The sequence below is a fragment of the Spirosoma validum genome, assembly GCF_014699035.1.
Classification (GTDB): domain Bacteria; phylum Bacteroidota; class Bacteroidia; order Cytophagales; family Spirosomataceae; genus Spirosoma; species Spirosoma validum.
The window spans coordinates 1-22122 of record NZ_JACXAA010000030.1; the positions used below are offsets into that span (position 1 = coordinate 1).

General features: G+C 51.8%; 17 protein-coding genes and 1 pseudogene. 12 read left to right on the forward strand and 6 right to left on the reverse strand.

The window, feature by feature from the left end; genetic code table 11:
- Positions 1 to 113: 113 nt before the first annotated feature.
- On the forward strand, positions 114 to 392 hold the full coding sequence (locus tag IC230_RS33040) for a transposase (RefSeq protein WP_317171895.1): 279 nt from the start codon (positions 114 to 116) through the stop codon (positions 390 to 392).
- Between the two features lie 79 nt (positions 393 to 471).
- On the opposite strand, the pseudogene IC230_RS34945 reads toward IC230_RS33040, so the two are convergent.
- Positions 472 to 1534 (reverse strand): annotated as a pseudogene (locus tag IC230_RS34945) (IS110 family transposase).
- Positions 1535 to 1856: 322 nt separating this feature from the next.
- On the opposite strand from IC230_RS34945, the gene IC230_RS34340 reads away from it, so the two are divergent.
- From IC230_RS34340 to IC230_RS33075, 8 genes are all read left to right on the forward strand, one after another.
- A complete protein-coding gene (locus tag IC230_RS34340) occupies positions 1857 to 2027 on the forward strand; it encodes a hypothetical protein (protein ID WP_223861015.1) in 171 nt (56 codons plus the stop codon).
- 65 nt (positions 2028 to 2092) lie between these two features.
- Entirely contained in the window at positions 2093 to 2251 is a 159-nt protein-coding gene (locus IC230_RS34345; protein WP_223861016.1) for a hypothetical protein, read from the forward strand.
- A gap of 74 nt (positions 2252 to 2325) precedes the next feature.
- Positions 2326 to 2523 carry a transposase gene (locus tag IC230_RS34350; RefSeq protein WP_317171891.1) on the forward strand — a complete coding sequence of 66 codons (198 nt, stop codon included), beginning with the start codon at positions 2326 to 2328 and terminating at the stop codon, positions 2521 to 2523.
- Between the two features lie 601 nt (positions 2524 to 3124).
- Complete coding sequence (locus IC230_RS34355) at positions 3125 to 3508, forward strand: hypothetical protein (RefSeq protein WP_223861018.1); 384 nt, start codon at positions 3125 to 3127, stop codon at positions 3506 to 3508.
- Positions 3509 to 4046: 538 nt separating this feature from the next.
- On the forward strand, positions 4047 to 5663 hold the full coding sequence (locus IC230_RS33060; protein WP_191043364.1) for a T9SS type A sorting domain-containing protein: 1617 nt from the start codon (positions 4047 to 4049) through the stop codon (positions 5661 to 5663).
- 372 nt (positions 5664 to 6035) lie between these two features.
- Entirely contained in the window at positions 6036 to 6566 is a 531-nt protein-coding gene (locus tag IC230_RS33065; protein WP_191043365.1) for a hypothetical protein, read from the forward strand.
- A 592-nt stretch (positions 6567 to 7158) separates the two neighbouring features.
- On the forward strand, positions 7159 to 11667 hold the full coding sequence (locus IC230_RS33070) for a beta strand repeat-containing protein (protein WP_191043366.1): 4509 nt from the start codon (positions 7159 to 7161) through the stop codon (positions 11665 to 11667).
- 297 nt (positions 11668 to 11964) lie between these two features.
- The gene (locus tag IC230_RS33075; protein WP_191043367.1) at positions 11965 to 13239 is read left to right on the forward strand and encodes a flavin-containing monooxygenase; all 1275 of its coding nucleotides are present in this window, start codon (positions 11965 to 11967) and stop codon (positions 13237 to 13239) included.
- A gap of 153 nt (positions 13240 to 13392) precedes the next feature.
- Here the strand turns inward: IC230_RS33075 and IC230_RS33080 are convergent, their stop codons facing one another.
- The gene (locus IC230_RS33080) at positions 13393 to 13818 is read right to left on the reverse strand and encodes a response regulator (protein ID WP_191043368.1); all 426 of its coding nucleotides are present in this window, start codon (positions 13816 to 13818) and stop codon (positions 13393 to 13395) included.
- A gap of 1036 nt (positions 13819 to 14854) precedes the next feature.
- Between IC230_RS33080 and IC230_RS33085 the strand changes: the two genes are divergently transcribed.
- On the forward strand, positions 14855 to 15100 hold the full coding sequence (locus IC230_RS33085; RefSeq protein WP_191043369.1) for a redox-active disulfide protein 2: 246 nt from the start codon (positions 14855 to 14857) through the stop codon (positions 15098 to 15100).
- Between the two features lie 713 nt (positions 15101 to 15813).
- Here IC230_RS33085 and IC230_RS33090 read toward each other — a convergent pair.
- Positions 15814 to 17205, reverse strand: coding sequence for a DUF4932 domain-containing protein (locus tag IC230_RS33090; RefSeq protein WP_191043370.1), 1392 nt, complete (start codon positions 17203 to 17205; stop codon positions 15814 to 15816).
- 236 nt (positions 17206 to 17441) lie between these two features.
- Here IC230_RS33090 and IC230_RS33095 point away from each other — a divergent pair, with 236 nt between their 5' ends.
- A complete protein-coding gene (locus IC230_RS33095) occupies positions 17442 to 18296 on the forward strand; it encodes a DUF5694 domain-containing protein (RefSeq protein ID WP_191043371.1) in 855 nt (284 codons plus the stop codon).
- Between the two features lie 254 nt (positions 18297 to 18550).
- Here IC230_RS33095 and IC230_RS33100 read toward each other — a convergent pair whose 3' ends face one another.
- The 3 genes from IC230_RS33100 to IC230_RS34365 all read right to left on the reverse strand — a co-directional run bounded on the left by IC230_RS33100 (position 18551) and on the right by IC230_RS34365 (position 20372).
- On the reverse strand, positions 18551 to 19318 hold the full coding sequence (locus IC230_RS33100; protein ID WP_223861020.1) for a CPBP family intramembrane glutamic endopeptidase: 768 nt from the start codon (positions 19316 to 19318) through the stop codon (positions 18551 to 18553).
- A 156-nt stretch (positions 19319 to 19474) separates the two neighbouring features.
- A complete protein-coding gene (locus IC230_RS34360) occupies positions 19475 to 19765 on the reverse strand; it encodes a LytR/AlgR family response regulator transcription factor (protein WP_317171893.1) in 291 nt (96 codons plus the stop codon).
- A gap of 88 nt (positions 19766 to 19853) precedes the next feature.
- Positions 19854 to 20372, reverse strand: coding sequence for a hypothetical protein (locus IC230_RS34365; RefSeq protein WP_223861022.1), 519 nt, complete (start codon positions 20370 to 20372; stop codon positions 19854 to 19856).
- 324 nt (positions 20373 to 20696) lie between these two features.
- On the opposite strand from IC230_RS34365, the gene IC230_RS33110 reads away from it, so the two are divergent.
- Complete coding sequence (locus tag IC230_RS33110) at positions 20697 to 21713, forward strand: alpha/beta hydrolase family protein (RefSeq protein ID WP_191043372.1); 1017 nt, start codon at positions 20697 to 20699, stop codon at positions 21711 to 21713.
- Positions 21714 to 22122 lie beyond the last annotated feature (409 nt).

Here is a 22122-nt window from a genome sequence, read left to right on the forward strand (position 1 = left end):
ATCCCATTCTGGTTGACTGCTGATAAGCTACTAAATCTTGAAATCTTACCGGCCCTCAAACCTAAAGGGCGGCCCGGATCAGTAAAGAGTCGCTTCAAGTCTGCCTGTCGGTAATCGACACTGACGGCCTAGTCGTCGTCAAAGGGTCGACTAAAGTGGCCAACAAACCGGCTACTTTTGTTCAGTTAGAGCACTGGGTTAATAAGCATTGTAAAAAAGCGGACGGCTTGCCACTCCGCTATGTGATGGAGTCGACAGGCGTTTACCATGAAGCTGTAGCCTGGTACCTCTATCAAACGGATCAGTCGGTCTGTATTCTATTGCCTAACAAGGCGAAACATTACCTGAAAAGCTTAGGCTATAACCGGGGCGCCGGAGCGATCCAAGAATGATAAAATTGATGCCCAAGGGTTGGCTCGAATGGGTCTGGAACAACAACTTACTCTGTGGAATCGGACCGATTTCTATGATCTAAACAAGTGAATGCACATACTTTTCGTCATAATTTCGGTCTTCCCGAACGCATGCGAAAATACGCAGGACAATCTTGTTCCGGACGTTATTAAGTACTAACATTTTGTTCTTGCCTTCACCCACTTTTCGGTCGTAGTAGGCTTTGAGTTGCGCACAATGCTGAACCGCTGACATGGCCCCCATGTGAAGTAGCGATTTGACCACGCGGTGGCCGCTTTTTTATTGGCTCGATGACTCACCTGAGGACGGCCTCTACGCTGACCTGAACTCCGTTCGAAGGGAACTACTCCAGCATAGCAGGCAAACTTTTTTGGATCAGCAATGGCTTTAAACCGCTCCGGCGGCCCGGTCGTTCGTCGTGACAATGATCTCAGCAGCCGTGGTCTGGCTAATACCGACTACGGAACCGGGCCGCCGGGCGGTGACTCGCTCGAAAAGTCGATTGAGTTCAGGGTCTTGCCTGGCCAGTTCTACAATTGATTTATCGACTGATTTGAGCCGGGTCGCCGGGCGATCAGCCTTGAGCGATTTCAACGAGGCCGTACAGGCCTGCTGATTGGCTTTTCGATCCGCTTTGTCAATGAAGCCCTCCGAGCCGGTTAGTGGTGTCTGTAAGATTTTGATCACCTTCACCAGGCGAGCCCGCTGAGCAGTCAATCGGTCTAACTGGGCAATAACAGGGCGTGGTGGGGTCCACAAACGGGCTTCGTCGCGGTCGCTTCGGCGATCCGATTTTATAAGCAAATAGGGCAATCCGTTTGGCATCAATTTGATCGTTTTTGCCCCGCGTGAATCCTATGCTTTCCCGGATGTGAACTGCTCGCTCGATCCAAATGGAAGCTGAAAGCTGATGAAGTTTTTTTAGAAGTGGGTTATTGTAGATGCCTGTAAATTCCAGGCAAAATAGACACTGTTCAATACTTGCTTTGGTTTGCTGACGTAACGCCTTAAGGAAATCAGTAATGCCTTTTTGATCATTGCTGACCTGCTGATGAAACAGGACTTGATTGGTTTTAGCAACCGCAAAGTCGAGAGTAACTTTGGACACATCCACGCCAATGAAATACGGGGCCGCCCGCGCGGTCGAATTGCATAACTTTACCGGGTAAAAAGTAAACGAGTTGACCAACATATAGACACCCGCTCCGGCGGCCCGGTTCAATACCTTGCTCATGGGCCACGAACCCGCATTTCTATGGCACAGGCCACCCTGCTGAAGACAACGTCTAAGATATCCCAGCAGAGTCTTTACCGCGACGGCGGACCGTTCGGTCCATAGGTCGTAAGCCTTGCCGACGCGTTAAGGTACCTCTGCTGGGGTTGGTCGCTCACGCTTTGTGAACGGTCCGCCGTGGCGGTGGCATCAAGTTACACGACTCATCTTGGAATCATACAACGGCTCAAATCTAAAGGCCGAAGCGGCCCTTATCCAAGAACATCTACAGTTTACGCTTGCTAACCCGACAGCATCAGCGGCTTCAGGACCGGGTCGCCGGTGCGATGGAAAACCCAGTGCCGTAACCAGCAACATGCCCTGGATTACAGCGCGATAGGCGATGATTTTATCACAAAACAGAACGCCAAACTACTAGCTGTCTATGATCAACAGCTAGAATCTTTGGAGACAGCTATTCACCAACTCATTGAGCAGGATGCTACTCTGAAAGAACAGATCGAACGCCTGACGGCCATCAAGGGGTTAGCACTTCTATCGGTGGCGGTTTTGATTGCTGAAACCAATGGGTTTGAGCGGGGCGCCCCGTGGCGGCTTCGCTAACCAACGACAATTAGTCAGTTATGCGGCCGGGCCGCCGGGCGGCTATGATGTGATTGAGAATCACGGGGGCGCCCGTGCGCTCGGGCAATCGTTCTGGCAAAACTCGGATATCTAAAAAGGGTAATAGTCGTATTCGCCGTATTCTGCATTTACCCGCCTTCAATGCGGTTCGCTTTGGGGAGCCAACTTGTCAAGCTCTTTACGAACGAGTCTATCAAAAGACCAATACCAAACCGGGTCGCCGGAGCGATGAAAGCCTATGTGGCTGTTAAGAAGAAATTACTCCTACTAGCTTACGCGTTATGGCGTCATCAAACTAAGTATGTTCCAAAGCAGTCGACTCCGGCGGAAGTAAAAGCTTCGTTAACTAGCAAGCCAGATCAGAGTGCAAAAAAAATAGTCCCGACTAGCGGGACTACACAGGATCAATCTGCCGTGGCAGAGTTGTCCTTTGGGTGAATCAAAGATATTAAAAAAATCCTAACCCAAAACTTGCTTTTCACGACAGTACCAGCGGTTTGAAACCCCTAATTTACGCTCTATTTCAAGCAATACCCTGACTCAGCAAGAAGCATGGTTATAAAAAAAGAGTATGCGAAAATGACACTGGACCAACTGGTGGCAGAAGAAAAAAGATGACCGCCCAGAAAATTCCGTTTGCGTTGTTTGTGGGTATTTTGGTTGGCTTTGCCATTTGGTCAGCCACCCATACAGGCGGTTTTATGGTGACCTCTTTTTGCTTATTGGTGCTCTTTTAGCGGGCCGTGTGTACGCAAAAAACTTGACAAGTGTCCAAGCGGAAATAAGCTGCAGAAACACGGTTAGTTAACTCGCTACGCTTGGTTAAGATATACTACTTATCCCGGCAAGCTAATGCCTAAGCGCCCGGCCACTCATCACAAGTGGTCAGTCGCTTATTTTTCCGACACGTGGAAATTAACCCTTCTATGGATTGATATTCAGCGGGTAAATGCGCTATTTTTAAGCCGACAACTATTCCTCCTTCTTATTATGAACCCCTTCTCCCAAATGAGCGTAGAAAAGCTCCAGAAGCAAGCCAAAACAATCAAACTAGTCACCGGTATGCTGGCTGGCATGCTCGCGGTGCTTCTAGTGATGGCCATCCTACTCTCAATCAAAAAAGGATTTAGCACTCTAGTTGTAGTCCCCTTCGGTCTACTACCTATTGTGCTTATAAACGTGAATAGTTTAAAGCAGATCAAAAAGGAACTCGAATCGAGAGGAGAAGCGATTTAAAGGAAACAAACAGTATTTGGGTAGTTCTGAGGAAAAGTACATTTTTCGTCGTTTGAATGTTATTGGCCACTTAACTAACTGATTTATTTTTACTGACAGCTCAAAAAGTTGGTGTCATAAAACGAAGGGGAGACTAATTTCTGAATCCATTTTCTGAACCTAATTTTTATCACAATTTGACCTCTTAACTATCTAATAGACTAAGGTTCATAAAGGTATGACTTTCTGAACCGCTATCCATCCCTAACCATAAAAGCGGCTTCCCCGCAATCGGTTTGACATATTGACGGGGGAGCTACCCTGTTGAGCGAACTTTTACCTACTTTTCGAACAAGCAGTGTTCCGCTTGCCTGGGTTTTAACATCCTTTATTCACTTACCCCTTATAGATGCAGTATCTTATACAAGCTCACTCCCCACTTGGTACGGTTTTCTACGCCTACCGCCACCGACGTATGGTGACAGGGGCGCTGCTGGGGCTGCTGTGCGTGAGCAGCTTAGGCTGGTCCCAATGCTTTAGCCCCCCTACCACTTTTAGGGTGGGTAATGCGCCCTCCTCGGTCGCCATCGGGGATCTCAACGGCGATGGTCGGCCTGACCTGGTGACGGCCGATCGGTTAGACAACACAGTGTCGGTGCTTTTGAACACCGGGTCGGGAAGCTTTGCTGCCCGTACCAGTTTTAGGACGGGTAATGCGCCCTTATCAGTCGCCATCGGGGATCTCAACGGCGATGGCCAGCCCGAACTGATGACGGTCAATGGGGTTGACAAAACGGTGTTCGGGAACGGCAACACCGGGTCGGGAAGCTTCACCGCTGCCCCTACCCCTTTTGGCGTGAGTAGTATGCCCTTATCAGTAGCCGCCGGGGATCTTAACGGGGACGGCCTGTGGGACCTGGCGACCCCTGATCGTGATAACTTCACAGTGTCGTTGCTTTTGAACACCGGGTTAACAACCGGGCGTGTAGGCTTCCGTACCTATGACCGTTATCCTGTGGATAATTTATCCCTATCCGTCGCCATTGGGGACCTCAACGGCGACGGCCGGCCCGACCTGGTGACGGGCGATGGGGAAGCGGTGGCGGTGCTCTTGGACAACGGGTCGGGAAGATTTGCTGACCGTCTCGTATATCCGATATATGGTTTACCCTACTCGGTCGCCATCGGGGACCTCAACGGCGACGGCCGGCCCGACCTGGTGACGGCCAATACGGATAGAAATACGGTGGTCTTACTCTTGAACACCGGGCAGGGGCGCTTTGCTGCCCCTACCGGTTTTAGGGTGGGTGAACGTCCCTCCTCGGTCGCTGTCGGGGACCTCAATGGGGACGGCCGGCCCGACCTGGTGGTAGCCAATCAGGATGACGACACCGTGACGGTGCTGCTGACCACCACGCCTACGGTCACCATCAGCCCGGCCAGCCAGACCATCACCCAGGGCCAAAGCGCCACCCTCTCCGGTGGGGGGGCCAGCTACTACGAGTGGTCCACCGGCCAGACTGCCAACCCCATCTCCGTCACGCCCACCACCACCACCGCCTACTCGGTGACCGGTATCAGCCCCACCTGTTCAGCTGTCGCATCCGCGACGGTTACCGTGCGCTCGGCCCTGCCCGTTAGGCTGGTCTACTTCAACGGACGGGCCACCGCCAGCGGCCACCAGCTCGAATGGCAAACCAGTCTGGAAACCAGCAACGCGGGCTTCACCCTGCTCCGGGGTCCTCAGCCCACCAGCCTGGAAGCCATCGCCAGTTTGCCCTCGCTGGCCCCGGCCGGCCATGCCAGTAGCTTGCTGAGCTACAGCTACCTGGACGCTGCCCCCCCCGCCGGGTTGAGCTACTACCAGCTTCGCCAAACCGACTTTGACGGTTCCCAGCACCTGAGTGCGCTCATCGCCATACGTGGGGAGGGCCCACTGGCGGGGGGGGTGCTGTTTCCCAACCCCGCCCCCGCCAGTGGGCAGCTGAGTCTGGAGCCGGCCCAGTCCTATGAGCGTTACGAGCTGCTGGATAGTAGCGGTAAGGTGCTCGTCTCGGTGGGGCAGCCCGGCCGGCTCGCCCAGTTTGGCTTACCGGCGAATTTGGCAGCGGGGCACTACCTGCTGCGGCTCTATGGGCGGGGTTCGTCGGTGCAGCACTACCGGATTATTCGCTAAGTCTTCGCTCATCTATTTCACCGATACTAGCTACGAATAATGAATCGCGCACAAGAAACCTCGCGGACCGCAACTTTGGCAAAGCGACGTTACCATAAGCCCCGGCTGCGTAGCTATGGGCCCCTTTCTTTGCTAACCCTGAAGGGGGGGAGTGGGGTAGACGCCGATCTGAGTAACACCTATCAAGGCTAATAAACTATGACTTTTTGACCCTTATAACCCCCTTGTCTTGGTTGAGGCAGTTCACCCGGTTAAAAGGGCCAAGTGACGAATTATTTCCCTTTCCGCCGAACTACCCGTATTTATAGCCAACGCCTAGTTACTATGAAGTAGCTGAGCGTTTGCTATAACGCTCATATTTGAAAAAACTATATGCATCTCCCCTTATGGTTTATAGCTACCCTGCTGATCCTGATCGGTAGCCTGGGGCTCCGACAGGGGATTCGCCAGTTGCTAAAGTGGGTCGGTAGCTCCCTGATCGGCAACCTGCCCCCGATTCAGTCGATCAACCCTTTTTTGGTAACTAAAGCCGGCAAGTATGCCATTTGGCAGAGCCGTAAAACCTATGGACAGGCTTCCCTGAAGATGCCCGCGCCCATCATTGCCTCCATGCCAACTGGTAAACCCCTGTTGATTCACAAAGCCTATTCCAATGTAATGGTCAGTGGTATAGGGGAAACACGTTTCCAATTGTTCACCTTCTGGGCTGAGCCCGGAGATTACCAGCTCGAAATGCCGGACTCTGACCCAGAGCGAACTTACGCGCTTGAGATCAGAGCCTATAAACCAACCTATCAAATGGTCTTGGCCATTCTGTTGACTATCTTAGGTGGGGCTGCTCTACTCGTGGGCATCGTTATTCTGATTCAAAGCGCACTTCCTGAAAGCAGATTGTTACCCTAGAGTAACCGCCGTCAACGCTTCTCTTATTGCTGTTTTACACCCAGTTCATCCCTTAAAAGGCTTCTGACTAGATGAGACAGGCAATAATGTAATAGTCAGCTATCGAAAACAAAATTCTCATCAAAGGCTCCAAAATGAGACGAGAGAATATTCCTCTAAGCGGTCCTTAGAATGGGCGTTTACTGAAACAGATAAGCCAACCTCCGCCAATTAATTACCAGCCTACCCTGCTTGGCACGGAGTAGCCCTGGCCGCTACCCAGCCACGACTCAGCTTTGGGCAGGGCCCCACTCGCACACCAGGTGGGCTTCCTGGGCCCAGCTACCTCGGCCAAGTCTTGACCAATAAATGCGCCCGCTCCCCCGGTCAGGAGCGGAATTTGTCCAAAAAATAACCGCTTTTTCCCCGACTGGGACAATTGTCCGAGTTTTTGGGTGAAATCTCCGAGTCCCTCCCTGGATAAATCCTTAATCTTGCTTCGGCGATCGAGGGGGCCTTTGGCTTCGCTACGCCCCGGCCATCCGCCGGTTTTCCAGGCTGTCCGCTCCGTTCGCTAACGGGGGCGGTCTCCATCAATCTGTTTACCTAATCGATGAACACACGCCTACCGCTTACTCATTTTTCGGCCTGGTCTTTTTACCGCCTTTTCTACACGTTCCTACTGTTGGTTAGTATCAGCACCGCTTTGGCCCAAACCCCTACTATCCGCTACGTCAAAGCGGGGGCCACCGGTAATGGCAGCGCCTGGGCCAGCGCCAGCGGGGATCTGCAGGCCATGATCAACGCCAGTGCCGCGGGCGATCAGGTCTGGATGGCCCAGGGCCTCTACAAGCCCGGCGGCCAGGCCAACACCAATCGCAGCCTCAGCTTTGCCATGAAGAATGGGGTAGCCCTCTATGGCGGCTTTGCGGGTAGCGAAACAACCTTGAGCCAACGGGCCTTGAGTAGCCCTTCATCCACCACCCTCAGTGGCGACATTGGCACCGCAAACAACAACGCCGATAACAGCTACCACGTCCTCAACAACCCCGCCGGACTGACCAGCTCGGCCATCTTGGACGGCTTTCTGATCACCGGCGGCAATGCCAGCGCCAGTGCCTCACCTGATAATGCGGGTGGGGGCATGCGCAACAATGGTAATGGAACGGGCAACACCTGTAGTCCTTTGATTCGCAACTGCATTTTCCAGACCAACGCGGCCGCCGACCGGGGCGGGGCCCTCTACAATGCGGGTTACTCGAGTGGCAGTAGCAACCCCAGCCTGATCAACTGCCTCTTTTTGAGTAATAGTGCCAACAGCCTGGGTGGGGCTCTCTACAACGATGGGAGCGCGGGCGGCAGCAGCAACCCCAGCCTGATCAACTGTTCGTTTCTGGCCAACTCGGCTCCTTCGGGCGGGGCAATGGGCAGTGTGGGCTATCAGGGCGGTAGCCACCCTGTGTTGACCAACTGCGTAGTATTTGGCAATGGCGGGGCAAGTACGTTCACCAATGGGCCGGTGGCCTTCATCACTACCAGCTATAGTTTGTTTGAGGCCTCGGCGACGGGCTACAATGCAGGTACGGGCAACCTGACGACGGCCTTCACGCCGTTTGTGAGTTCTACCGATGCCCGGCTCAACGCCTGTGCACCGGCCATCAACGCGGGCGATAACGCAACTTACACTACGGCCAATGGACCGACCACCGACCTGGCCGGTAACCCTCGTATCTTCCCCAGCGGGGGCCGTATCGACATGGGGGCGTATGAGTTCCAGGCCACGCCGGGTCTTACCCTCACCGCCCCCAGCGTGAATACTGCAACAGTGGGCGTAGCCTTCAGCCAACCCTTCACCGCGTCGGGCGGCAGCAGCCCCTACAGCTTCTCGCTGGCCAGTGGCAGTCTGCCCCCGGGTCTCACGCTGGCCACCACGGGGGTGTTGTCGGGCACGCCTACCCAGGTGGGCAGCTTCACTCTGTCCGCCAAGGCGGCCAATGCCACCGGCTGTGCGGGAGTGAGTACTCCCTACGTCCTGAAGGGGCAACTCGATTCACCCATTCGCTACGTCCGAGCCGGGGCAGCGGGTAGCGGCAGCAGTTGGGCCGATGCTAGTGGCAATCTGCAAGGCCAGATCAACCTGGCCGGTGCGGAGCAGGTCTGGGTGGCCCAGGGCACCTACAAACCCGGCCCCACAGGCAACACCAACCGAACCATCAGCTTTGCCATGAAGAACGGGATAACCATCCTGGGAGGCTTTTCCGCCAGTGGCAGCCCTACCCTGTCTCAGCGCAACCCGGCCAGTTTCACTACCATCCTAAGTGGTGACATTGGCACTCTAAGCAACAACGCCGATAACAGTTATCACGTCCTCAATAACGCGGGTATCGACAACTCGGCCGTTCTCGATGGCTTTCTCATCCGCGATGGCTATGATAACGGTCAGAACTCATCAGCACTCTATGGGGGTGGAATGTGCAATAAAGGCAGCAGCCCACGTGTAACCAACTGTATCTTTGAAAGTAATACGTCTTTTTTGGGCGGGGGAATGTTCAATGATAATGCCAGTAATCCGACTGTAACCAACTGTAGCTTCCAACGCAATACAGCTATTAATGCTGGCGGGGGGATGGCCAATGTTACCAACAGTCGTCCCACGTTAATTAACTGCAACTTCCAGGGCAATTCAGCTCGCGGGGGCGGGGCAATGACCAATGATAACGCCAATCCAAGTGTAATCAACTGTACGTTTCAGGGTAATTCAGGTAGCGAGTTTGGCGGAGCGATGTTCAATACAAGTAGCAACACCTCAATAAGCAGCACAGTTACGTTGATCAACTGCGTCGTATTCGATAATGGAGGAGCCAACACGTTCGCTAATAATCAGAGTAGTGTGTCGGCGACCTACAGTCTGTTGGAGGCCTCGGTAACGGGCTATACTGACGGGGGCAATAATCTGACGACCAGCGTATCGCCGTTTGTGAGTTCTACCGATGTCCGGCTCAACAGCTGCGCACCGGCCATCAACACCGGCAGCAACGCAGCCTACTTGGCAGCCAACGGACCCGCTACCGATCTGGCCGGTAACGCCCGGGTCTACCCCAGCGGAGGTCGTATCGATATGGGCGCCTACGAATATCAGGCCGCTCCCACAACGATTTCGCTCACCGCCCCCAGCGTGAATACTGCAACAGTGGGCGTAGCCTTCAGCCAGAGCTTCACCGCGTCGGGGGGCAGTAGCCCCTATAGCTACAGTCTGGCCAGCGGTAGTTTGCCGACGGGCCTCACGCTGGCCTCCACGGGTACACTGAGCGGTACACCCACCCAGGTGGGTAGATTCACTCTAACCGTGTTGGCGACTGATGCCGCTGGTTGTTCGGGGGTGAGTGTCCCTTACGTCTTGGATGTGCAAACCGATGTACCCATCCGCTACGTCCGGGTAGGTGGAGTGGGTAGCGGGAGCAGTTGGGCCGATGCCAGTGGCGATCTGCAAAGCCAGATCGGCCTGGTGGGTGCGCAGCAGGTCTGGGTGGCGCAGGGCACCTACAAGCCCGGCGGCCAGGCCAACACCGACCGTAGCATCAGCTTTGCTATGAAGAGTGGGGTGCGCATCCTGGGGGGCTTTCCGGCTAATGGTAGCCCTTCCCTGTCCCAGCGCAACCCTGGTAGCTTCACCACGGTGCTCAGTGGCGACATCGGTACGGTTAGCGACCCCGCCGACAACAACTACCACGTCATCAACAACTCAGCTATTGACAACACGGCAGTGCTGGACGGCTTTGTCATCCGCGATGGGAACGCTAACGGAAGTAGCGATCTGCGCAATGGCGGAGGTATGTATAATTCTACCAGTAGCCCTACCCTAACCAACTGTAGCTTCCTGAGCAACTCAGCTTCTTATGGCGGGGGGATAGCCAACTCGAGTAGTAGTCCAACGCTGACCAACTGTAGCTTCCAGAGCAATTCGGCTCAGTCTGGTGGGGGCCTATATACAGCTGGCGGTGACCCTACCCTAACCAACTGTAGTTTTCAGGGTAATATAGCTTCTAGTTATAACTTTGGCGGGGGGGCAGTGTTTTCTGTTGGTGGTAACTCTAGGCTAATCAACTGTGTGGTGTGGGGCAATGGCGGAGGGAATACGTTTTCTCGGTACGCTGGCGATGTAATAATCACCTATAGTCTGCTGGATGCTTCAATATCGGGCTCTAGTTACACCGATGGCGGCAACAACCTGATCACGACTACCTCACCGTTTGTGAGTGCCACCGATACCCGGCTCAACGCCTGTGCACCGGCCATCAACGCGGGCGATAACGCAACTTACACTACGGCCAATGGACCGACCACCGACCTGGCCGGTAACCCTCGTATCTTCCCCAGCGGGGGCCGTATCGACATGGGGGCGTATGAGTTCCAGGCCACGCCGGGTCTTACCCTCACCGCCCCCAGCGTGAATACTGCAACAGTGGGCGTAGCCTTCAGCCAACCCTTCACCGCGTCGGGCGGCAGTAGCCCTTACAGCTACAGTCTGGCCAGCGGCAGTCTGCCCCCGGGTCTCACGCTGGCCACCACGGGTACGCTGAGCGGCACACCCACCCAGGCAGGCAGTTTCACCCTCACCGTGTTGGCGACTGATGCCGCTGGCTGTTCAGGGGTGAGTGTCCCCTCCACCCTGACCATAACCCAGCCCGCTCTTATCCTGGCTGACCTGACGCCCATCCTCTACGCCCGACCCACCACCGCCTACGGCACTACTGATGTTAGTGTGGTGGTGGATGTGGTGGAGCTGAACGGGGTGGCCACCAGCGGTAACCTGACGCTCAAGATCACCAAAGACGCGAAAGTCGCCCTGAGCTGGCCCCAGAGTGCAACTTCCGTTGGGGGGCGAGGGGTGCAAAACGACGTCTGGACGTTTAACCAGACGGACCCGAATTATTACGTGTTGACGACGAATCAAATTCTTGGGGCTGGGGGCAAACTCTCGGTTGGCCTGAGTGGGGTATTGCGTCCAGGGGCCACCACGGGTGTGATCAACCTGAGTGTTATTGTGCTGCCCAGCGGCATGACCGAAGCCCGGGCCACCAACAACGTCGACGCTGACAAGACTGACTATTTCCAGCAATAAAGGCCGATCGGGGTGAGTTAAAACGGGCTTTTTTCTTGGAGCCCGTATTAACTCACCCCGCCCTATTTACGACCGGCCCAGCCAAACCGCCCACTGATTCCAGGCAGCACGTTTCGGACAAAAACCCCGGTGGTATAGCTAGTGCCCCGCTGCTGGGGAGTGCGTAATCTATTGACTATAGAAATTCTCACAAAATGCTGCATTTTTTTAACTTAAAAGTAATAGTGATCTTAGCTACTTGTCCCACCGGGCTGACTGCTTATCAGACAGCCCTGCTCACGTTGATTCGATTGGCCCATGAACAAGCCGGTACTAGAGGTAATTGTTGTTGGCGCGGGTCATGCCGGCATTTGCGTCAGCTATTATCTGGCCAAACAAGGCATTGGCCATCTGGTCTTTGAGCAGGGACGAATTGGGGAAGTCTGGCGTTCCCAGCGGTGGGACTCGTTTAAGATGAACTCAGCCAATAAATTAAATCTGCTTCCCCACCAGGCGCCCTATTTTGAGGACCCCGATGCCTTTGCCAGCGCCACTGAATTCGCGCTAGCGCTGGAAAACTATGCACAACAGGAAAAGTTGCCCGTCAAACAATATTGTACGGTGTTGTCCGTGCAAACAGATCAGGAACAAGCTATTTATCGAGTTACCGTCTCGGAAGCGGGTAAAGAGACAACCTACTTAAGCCAACAGCTTGTTATTGCTTCGGGTGGGCAAAATAGGATTCGCCTACCTGACTTTGCCCATCAGCTAGCCAAGTCGGTGGTGCAACTACACGCTAGTGAATACAAAAATGCCCGTCAACTCCCTGATGGGAATGTGCTGGTGGTAGGCAGTGCCCAATCCGGAACCCAGATCGCCCAGGATTTGCTGCGTTCGGGTCGGAACGTTTTTCTCTCGACGGGCCGGGTTGGCCGGATTCCAAGACGATACCGGGGTAAAGATATTTTTGACTGGCTGGTTGAGATTGGGTTTTATGATACGCGTACTGATGAGGTAACTGAGCCATCTTTGTTACAGGTCAAAAACCCGCAGGTGTCGGGGGCCGGGGAGCGAGGGAAAACCTCAAGCTTACAGTCCCTGGCCAGAAGTGGAGCCGTCATCCTGGGCCGAGCGGACAGAGCCGAAGCAAATACTATTTTTTTTCAGACCAATACATCCTCAAACGTCAAGTATGCGGACGAATTTTCCCGGCATGTGAAACAGCTCATCGACGAGTACATTCAAAAAAATAAGGTATTAGCTCCGCTTGCCGACGTTGATTTAGATGACGTGCCGGATGAAGATGCCTCCTGCGCGTCTGATCTGACTAAACTGAATCTGGTGGAGGAGGCTATTACCTCAATCATCTGGACCACCGGGTTTAGCGGTGATTTCAGCTACCTGCCACTGCCCGTGCTCAATGAAGAAAAGTTACCCACGCATCGAAACGGCGTAGGCGTAGTCAATGGACTTTATTTTATCGGGCTCCCCTGGTTAAGGAAACGCCATTCGGCAATAATCCTGGGGATCAGGGAAGATGCAGAATTTATTGTGGGTCACATTGTAAAAAGCAGCCGTCCTGGCGGTCAGTAAACAAAACGTCCGAATGAATTCTATCATTGCCATTCACTCGATTGGACGGTTCCGTCAGCGCTAATCCGGCCTCAAACTCTAACGACCCAAAATCGTCTGCGACTGATGGTGTTTGACGGACAGTAAAAAATTACAGTCTCACAATTCGCTCATTTACTGGGTAATGCGTTTGGGATGATGGCACTCCGTCCAGTAGGCAATAATGGCCGCTAACTGTGCTTTCCAGGCAGCGTAAGTGGCCTTCTTTTCAAATAAGCCTTGAATAGTTAATTCATAGGCTTCTTCGACCGCCCTCTCTTCCACGGGATGGGTCATGAATACGAAGGGAATACACTTTTTGCGCAGGCCTGGGTCCCGATCAATTTGTTGTCGAAGCTCCAGTCCACTCATCCCCGGCATACTCATTTCAGAAATAATTAAAAAGGGAATATCCGGTGTCGTCTTCAAGTAGTCCAAGGCGGTTTGGCCATTGGCAAAAACGAGGACAGGATGCGGTAGGGCCAACTCCGACAAGACTTGTTTAAACATATCATGATCATCTTCATCGGCGTCAATAAAGATGATGGGATGCTCATTCATGGCTACCTGGTGAATACAGTTAGGATAAAATAAAAGCCCGGTTCAATACCGAGCTTTCCAAGTTTTTCTATTTTTTCTAACGTTGAGTTAAACGAAATCGATCTATAGCAAAGCTGCGCGAAAAGCAGCGAACAACTGAAGATAAAAACCCGTCCACATCCCCCTGTACTCAAATCATGCCAACTATCAAATCGAAGGTTAGTTAATTATTTATCAAGTCATTACATTTAATTAGTTGCGTCCGCATTGATGAGTAGCCGTGGATTTTTTGCCCATTTTTGTGGGTATAAACTCCCAACCTATACCAGGGCATTTGTTCTAGCTGGTTTACAAGCAGCGTAGACGGCCCTCAATCAATTCGATTGGCCGCAGCGATCAGTGAATAATGCTTCACGCGGCTTAGTGGACCTGATACCTTTTATTGGCCATGATACTAAGTAACATTTGGCCGGAAGAGTAGCAAGTCTAATCTCAAAATACCCTCCCACATGAGACGAGGATTCATTAATTATAAATTACAAATCTCATTTGAATCGGAGCGCCGAAGCGACCCCTAATTTACACTCTATTTCAAGCGGTACCCTGACTCAGCAAGAAGCATGGTTATAAAAAAAGAGTATGCGAAAATGACACTGGACCAACTGGTGGCAGAAGAAAAGAGATGACCGCCCAGAAAATTCCGTTTGCGTTGTTTGTTGGTATCTTGGTGGGCTTTGCCATTTGGTCGGCCACCCATACAGGCGGTTTTATGGTGACCTCTTTTTGCTTATTGGTGCTCTTTTAGCGGGCCGTGTGTACGCAAAAAATTTGAGAAGTGTCCAAGCGAAAATAAGCCGCAGAAACACGGTTAGTTAACTGGCTACTCCTGGTTAGGCTATACGGCTTATCCCGGCAAGCTAATGCCTAAGCGCCCGACCACCTGTGATAAGTAGCCGTGCGCTTCGTTTTCCGCCCCGTAGAAATTAACTTGTATGTGAGTTGATAATCAGCGGGTAAATGTGTTATTTGTAAGCTAACAACTATTCCTCTTAGTAGTATGAATCAGTTCTCCCAAATGAGTATAGAGAAGCTCCAGCGGCAAGCCAAGACAATCAAGATAGCCACAGGTACGCTGGCTGGAATGCTCCTGGTGCTGCTGGTGATGGCCCTATTCCTATCCATCAAAAAAGGATTTAGCGCCCTGGTTATAATCCCCTTCGCTTTACTGCCTATTTTGATTACAAACGTGAATAGTCTAAAGCAGATCAAGAAAGAGCTCGAATCGAGAGGGGAAGCAATTTAAGGTAGCACCTGGTCCCTGTAGCAAACACCCATCTACTTCATTGTAGCCGGGTGTTTTATTTTAACGCCAAACAAAAAAGCAGCCTGGCAGTTGCCAAGCTGCTTTTCGTCACGCGGGGCTGCCCCGTTCTATTCACACCATTCAGCAGACATGCTCCTGCTTAAAGGTACATAAGTAGTTCATTTATAGCTACGCAAATGAATACTTGAAGGTTTTCCAACCACCTCTTAGCAACTTTTACCCCGCCAAATCAATGGTTACGCGTTTGCTGAAAGCACGCTGGGAAGCCATATGAACGCTCCAACGGCTTTTCTCTCCTGGCTAGGACGCGAGACACTATTGCCCAAGACGATGTTTAACTGGCCTTTTTATTTACGTCTAAAACGGTGTCCAATCGATGCTGCATGGGGGAAGTGAACCGCTCCTGCTGATCGATGCATAACATGCACTGCGCGCTCCAGCGCTCCATCCAGTCAGCTGACTTACGGTACCTAGTGGCTGGTTTAGCTAGAACATCTTTCCATTCGGTGGCAAGCTACCTCACCGGCTGAGAGAAGTTAGCGCCGTCGAAACTCTCAGTGGGTAAACACATCAAGCTGTACCTATCAACAACGACTCCCTGCTGAGACAAAAAATCTTTGTATATTCTATCCAGGCGTTTAACGAACTGTCCCACATGCCCTCACATTACACCAGACTGTTTACTAGTTCCTTCACTCAATACGCTTTGCCCACGCTAATACGGGTAGGTATAAATCGGCGATAGTTTGAGTGGGGCCTTTGGCTTTGTAAAGTCGTTGCAATTCGTCTAGGAAGGCCTCAAAGCGGTAAAAGCCACGTTGGTTAGTATTCAACTTGACCCGATCGGTACGTACGAGTTGGTAGACATCAGCCGGGTAATGGTCATGGATGTAAAGCAGATGAACACCATGAGTCATATACTCATTAAATACCTCATACGCACTCCCATAATGATCCGAGTCCCCTTTTTTTGTCCACTTCGAGCGGTCATTAAAGGCATCATTGATCGCCGTAAGGTGTTTGTCGCTGATAGGATTTACATAGTTGTGATCGATCTCCGTAAAGACGATACCCGAATATAGAGCCGAAATTTGGGCCTCCGAGTAGCGTGTTTGATCGAACGCTTTAGCATCACTGATAAACAGTAGGCTCTCCCGATACCCCTGATCGGCAAATTTCTGGGCTGCATGAGCGCCACCAATCAGGGGTGAAAAAACAAGACGTTGACTATCATAGCGAATGCCTGGAAATTGACCTTCCAGCCAGGCCTGCATTTGTTTAGCCGGTAAGAGTCGTCTTAGTTGGGTAATGTCCTGCTGATAAAACGGCTGGTTGTCTTGATAGAATGTTCGGAAACCGGATTGACGCACGAAATCAGCCCATTCGTCAGCGTGTTCGGCCATGTCATTGGCTCCCGGCCACATAGCCTCATAGATCCCCCCCAGAGTGAGTTTACCTTGCTTGGTTAAGGCCATCGTGTACGCGTTCTGGCGAACACCTTGATAGAAGGTATACCCCCCCGTCTTCAACTGCTCATTGAGTCGTAGGATCGACCGATGTTTACTCACGGGGGAGAAATACTGCTTCATGCGGGCAAAATAGTTTCCCTTCTGCTCAATCATATTGGGGTCTTTCTGACCGACTTCCGTTAGGGCCATGGCGATATTGGCCAACTCGAAAGCTTCTGGGATTTCGTAGGTAACCTTCCCCCGAAATTGCCGTTGATAGTCAGCCGAAAAGTGAGCGGATATATCGCCAAGAAATCGAATCTGAATGTATTTGGTGAGCGAGCCACTCGTTAAGGCGATTCGCTGGGTAAGCAGCTTACCGTTCTGGTGGCCAGCGGTAAACGGCTGGTTCCCCGTGGCTAACACAAATGAGATGAGTTCACCTTGGTATTTCTGGGGTGAGTTGACGTTTTGCACCGAGTCCATGGTGGAGAAGCGAATGACATCGGTTAGCTTGAATGCTTCCACCCAATAGCGAACCGTATCCCCCCGAACTTGAAGCCTATAGGTAATGGGTACTTGTGCGAGGGCGAATTGAGCCAAAACGAGTAGGGTGCTGATCAAGGCAATTTTCATGGGGTGTACGCTATCTTTTAAGCGTATAGAAACGGGAATAGGTGATTCTTATGCTAACCAGGAGGAATGTTGAATCTACTCGAAATGACAACTTACATTATAACTACTCTCAGAAAAGGCCCCTATCTGGAACGAACGGGCGTTAGGATATCCGTTTCGTCAAGGGGCATTTTTAAAGGATGATCGCTACTTTTTCTATCTTAGTGAGTCAAATGTAACCTAGTAATCTGCCATCAATGCGTCTTTTCTGCTTTCGGGTCACCATTCTTTGTTTCCTTTCGATTAATCTGGGCGCCCGGGGGGCTTGGGGGCAAACGCCTTCTCCTACGCCTCCCCATATCAAAGTCGTGCTGATGGGCACCTTCCACTTCGGAGCCACGGGCGATAAAGGCAAAATCTCGTTTGATGATCTGTTCTCGGTCCACCGACAGCGGCAATTACAAAACCTGACCAATCAACTGGCTGCCCTCAAACCCGACCAGATCTTCGTGGAGCGAGAGCCGGGTGAACAAGCCCAGTGGGATAGCGTCTTTGCGCAATACCGGGCGCATCGACTCGACACCAACGCCATCCGCAACGAAATCTTTCAGGTGGCCATCCGGGTCGCCAGCAAAGCGGGCCTAAGCCGGGTGGTGTGTGTGGACCAGCAGCAGCCCCTGCCCTATGATAAACTGGAAGCCTGGGCCAAGCGATTGCCCACCGACTCGCTGGCCCAGGCCAAACTGGCTAGTTATAAACTACTCAGTTTGGATTACCCCTATCCCAAGAAGACCAAAACCTTAGCGGCCAGTTCCCTGGCGGAGTACTATCTGTACATCAACTCGAAAGCCTATGGCGCCATTGATCGGGCTGACTACCTGGTGTATCCCCCGGCTTATGGCTACGATAGTGATTACACGGGAGTCGAGCTGCTGACGAGCTGGTACGACCGGAATGCCAAGATTTTCACCAATATCTTGCGCCGGTCGCCTCCCGAGGATAGGTTGTATGTGGTGTTGTTTGGCTCCTCGCACATGCTGCCCCTGCGGCATTACTTTGAGAATCATCCTTATTTTGAGGTGGTTGAGCTAGGGGCGGTGGTGCAGCCCTGAGGGCCAAGGGCTGGCGAGATGAGCCGGTGTTGAGTGGCTTGCGGCCTGCTTACAGCCCTTACGAATGCCCCCCACACGGTGAGCCATCACCGTGTGGGGGGCTGATTAGATCAGATCGCTATCAAAAGCCAGCGTCGCACTAAACGCTCCCAACTGAGACGATGAGAAATTGGCGTATCGATAATTCGGGCGTTTTTGGTGTCATTCGAGAGTTGACAATAGACGCATTAAGACTGCCAAGTTGGATTAGTATTCTACTCAGGCTCACATGGCATACGGGTCACAGCCGCTTGCTTGTTTTTATATTCATGAAACTTCAGGAAGCCAATTGTTACTGCTAAAAAAATAAGTAATATGGGCAGGCTTGGCGGATTTACATTGACCAGGGCGTGGGCCATGCCTACAATTAGCCACGATTTTGTTTTTCGGTAAAACTCGGCTAGTCCGGCACTTCCCCCCACAATCATAGCTAAAAATCGTAATGGATGCTCCATCGTCAGTCGATTAGCAAAGGAGTAATGCCAAGCAAACCAGAGCACTCCACTTACTAGAACGGTCGTAAAAAGTGAATACTTACTCAATTCATTGCCTAAGAAAACGCGCCAACCCAATTCTTCTAATAGTGCATAGAAAAGGGCATACAGGGTCCAGAAAATGATCAGGTAATAATCGGTCTTACCGGATAGGATATTGGTAAGGAGTGTCCCAACTAAAAATACGACCAGTCCAGTAACTTCCATGGTTCTTACCCAGCTCGTTTTACTAAAGAGTCGCAGTGACAAGGGCGTTTTAGACCAATAACTGACTACTATAGTCGATAAGAAGGGGCCGAATCCGACCGTAAATAGCCATTTCATACCTGGTAAAGCCAGCAGGCTCGGCAATAAATGGAAGCCATAGGAAATGCCAAAGGCCAACACAAAGTAAAGGGTAATTTTTAGGACGACTGCCTTATCGAAGGTCGATGTAGTGGTTCCCATGGTGGATTGTTTTGTCTTGCCTATGTTTTCCTGTTGGCTCATAGCCTAGTGATCGTACGGCCAACGAATGGTTGACCGAGTTTGTCGTGGCAAATGATTGGGACAAACATGGCCGATGTGTCCTGTCCCCACAAGGGGGTGGGACACCTGGCAAAGGGAACGGGATAAAGGGGGCTGTTTGGGGGCTATTCGGGACGTTTAGGGACGAATGGGAAAGCGGCTAATGGCCTTTAGACGGCCATCGAACGCACTCAGCAGGCTCCGCGAAACCGGTGTCGTCTGGTTTACCCCCTCGAGCGTGAGCTGATAGCCGCGGGCGTTGCCATCGGCATGAACCACCGCCGACAAATTCACCAGATACGCCCGGTGGCAGCGGAAAAACTGCGGATGCTGCTCCAGAACGGATTCGATGCCTTTCAGCGTCGAACGCAGGACCGTCTTCTGGGCCGTATCGCCGTCCAGCCAATGCACCTCCACATAGTTGTCCACCGACTCGACGTAGCGTAGCTGATCGAGCGACAGAGTTAGCCGCTCCCGCCCACTCTCGGACACCAACTACACGAGCGGTTGCGGTAAGCTAGCATTGGGTAACGGGTTGAGCGGGGCAACCGGAGCGGCTGGATGCCAGTCGAGTTGCTGATTGAGCACCTGGGCCTGGGCCAGATGGCGTTTCAGCCGCCGTTGTTCGGCCACAAACACCCCCAGCATTATCGGGAATAAACCAATACTGGTCACGATCAGGTACATTTTGCCAAACGAAGGGGCGAGTCATGCCTAAAACGTCTAGAGTCAACTCATTACAACTCGTGATGAGCAGCAAGACCACCAGCGTGTGCACAATATGCCGCCCTAGGGTACAGCGGTCTTCATCGTAGATAACAGGGAGCAACCGGGGCAGCACACTATTGGCAAACACCACCGTGGCTACGCACCCCAGCGACAGCCCGGCTACAGCGGCCAATCTCTCCCCTCCCTGATACGCCCCGTTGAGCAGGCCGGCCAGCAAAAACACGTATAGTCCTGACTGCAGAGCCAATCGAAACTGGGTTCGAGCATAGAAATTTTCGGCCAGTGGTCGGTTTAAAAACGATCGCATTGAGTGGAGCATAGCCGCAAAAATAGAGCTGAAAGTTCATATCTTGTCATAAGACTGGGTATGCCCAGCCCGAGCGGCTGGTCCGCCACGGCGATAAAACTCCAAACTGCGTAGGCTACTGGTAGAGATTGACAGATATGAAAATTGAAAAGTACATTCTCATAAATGGCTCCCAAATGAGATGAATTTTGTTGTCAACTAATTGAACTTCTACCAAGCTTAGGGCAGCTATAACGGATAGTGGTCATCCCGCTTTACCATCCCTGTTCATGCAACACAAAGCCACCACTTAGTGTCTTTCGAATGAATTACACTCTATTTTATATGCGTGGCACTCTAGTAATATTGGTTTCTGTATTTGTACGTATTGCATTCGCTCAGCACCCAAATGAGCTTCTTTTCGAGCATTATCAACTGCAAACCGCTTCGCTGGGCAAACTCAGTATCCATGTCACCAAGACTTTGGGGGCAAAAAAACAAAAACCGCTACTACTGTATCTGGATGGGTCAGGTAATATGCCCATTTTTTATAAGCGAAGACCTAACCGCTATTTTACCTCCGTGCCACTCGACATCAAGCGCTATGTCGACGACTATCACGTGGTGTTGATTAGTAAGCCAGGGGTTCCCTTCTCCGATTCCCTACATTACGCCCAGACCGGCCAGGAGTATTACCCGACTAATGCGGAATACGAGTCTCGCTATAGTCTAGATTGGCGGGCCCAATCGGCATCTCAGGTAATCGACTGGCTACTTAAAAAGCTACCCGTTGATAGAAGCCAGGTCATTGTGCTAGGCTACTCGGAAGGGTCTCAAGTGGCTCCACGAGTAGCGGTACTGAACAAGAAAGTGACCCATGTGGTCTGCTTTGTAGGCAACGCGCTGAACCAGTTCTACGATTTTTTACTGACTACCCGCCTACAAGTAGAGAAGAGTGAACTTACTCCTGAACAGGGACAAACCATTATTGACTCCCTCTACACCCAGTATGCCGCTATTTACCAATCACCGACTGACACCAAGCGGTATTGGTATGGAGCCACGTATCAGAAGTGGGCTAGCTTTTGTACGACTCTGCCCTTGGAAAGCATGATACGCTTAAGCATTCCTATTCTGTACATCGCCGGGGGGCGCGACCACAACCAGACGATTCTGGATATGGATTATGCCAAACTGGAATTTATTCGTCGAGGGAAAGATAATTTAACCTACAAGGTCTATCCGTATTGCGATCACTACCTGCAAGAAGAACGTATCGTTGAGGGTAAATTAGCGAAAAAAGATCGGCTTAATGAAGCCCATCAGTTTGCCTTGGATTGGGTCAAGCCGCTAAAAAGATAGTTTTCTAATCTGGCCTTTGCTCCCCCTAACTCTACACGAACAGCGCACCCCTGTCGAGGATGGCTAATAATAAGTTGAAGGAGGCCTTCTCCTAGTAACCGATATGCCGGTATTTCCAGCACGGTCCAGTTACGCTATTATGTGGAAAACCTCGCTAACCGGGGCGGGCAGATTGTGTTTTTCTGTCTGCCCCAGCCAAATACCGATCTCAAATAAGGCTCCCCAAAATGAGACAACTTTTTAAATTGATGATGCCAATAACGATTTTGATTGTCCGCTACTACGGATCGATTTTTTCAGATCTATCTTGTGTCATCCAGACCCTTATTTAGTTAAACTATAGAAGTCCAAATTAGGTTAGGGTGAAGAAATACAACCTCGAAAATGGACGCTGATAAACCAATTACAA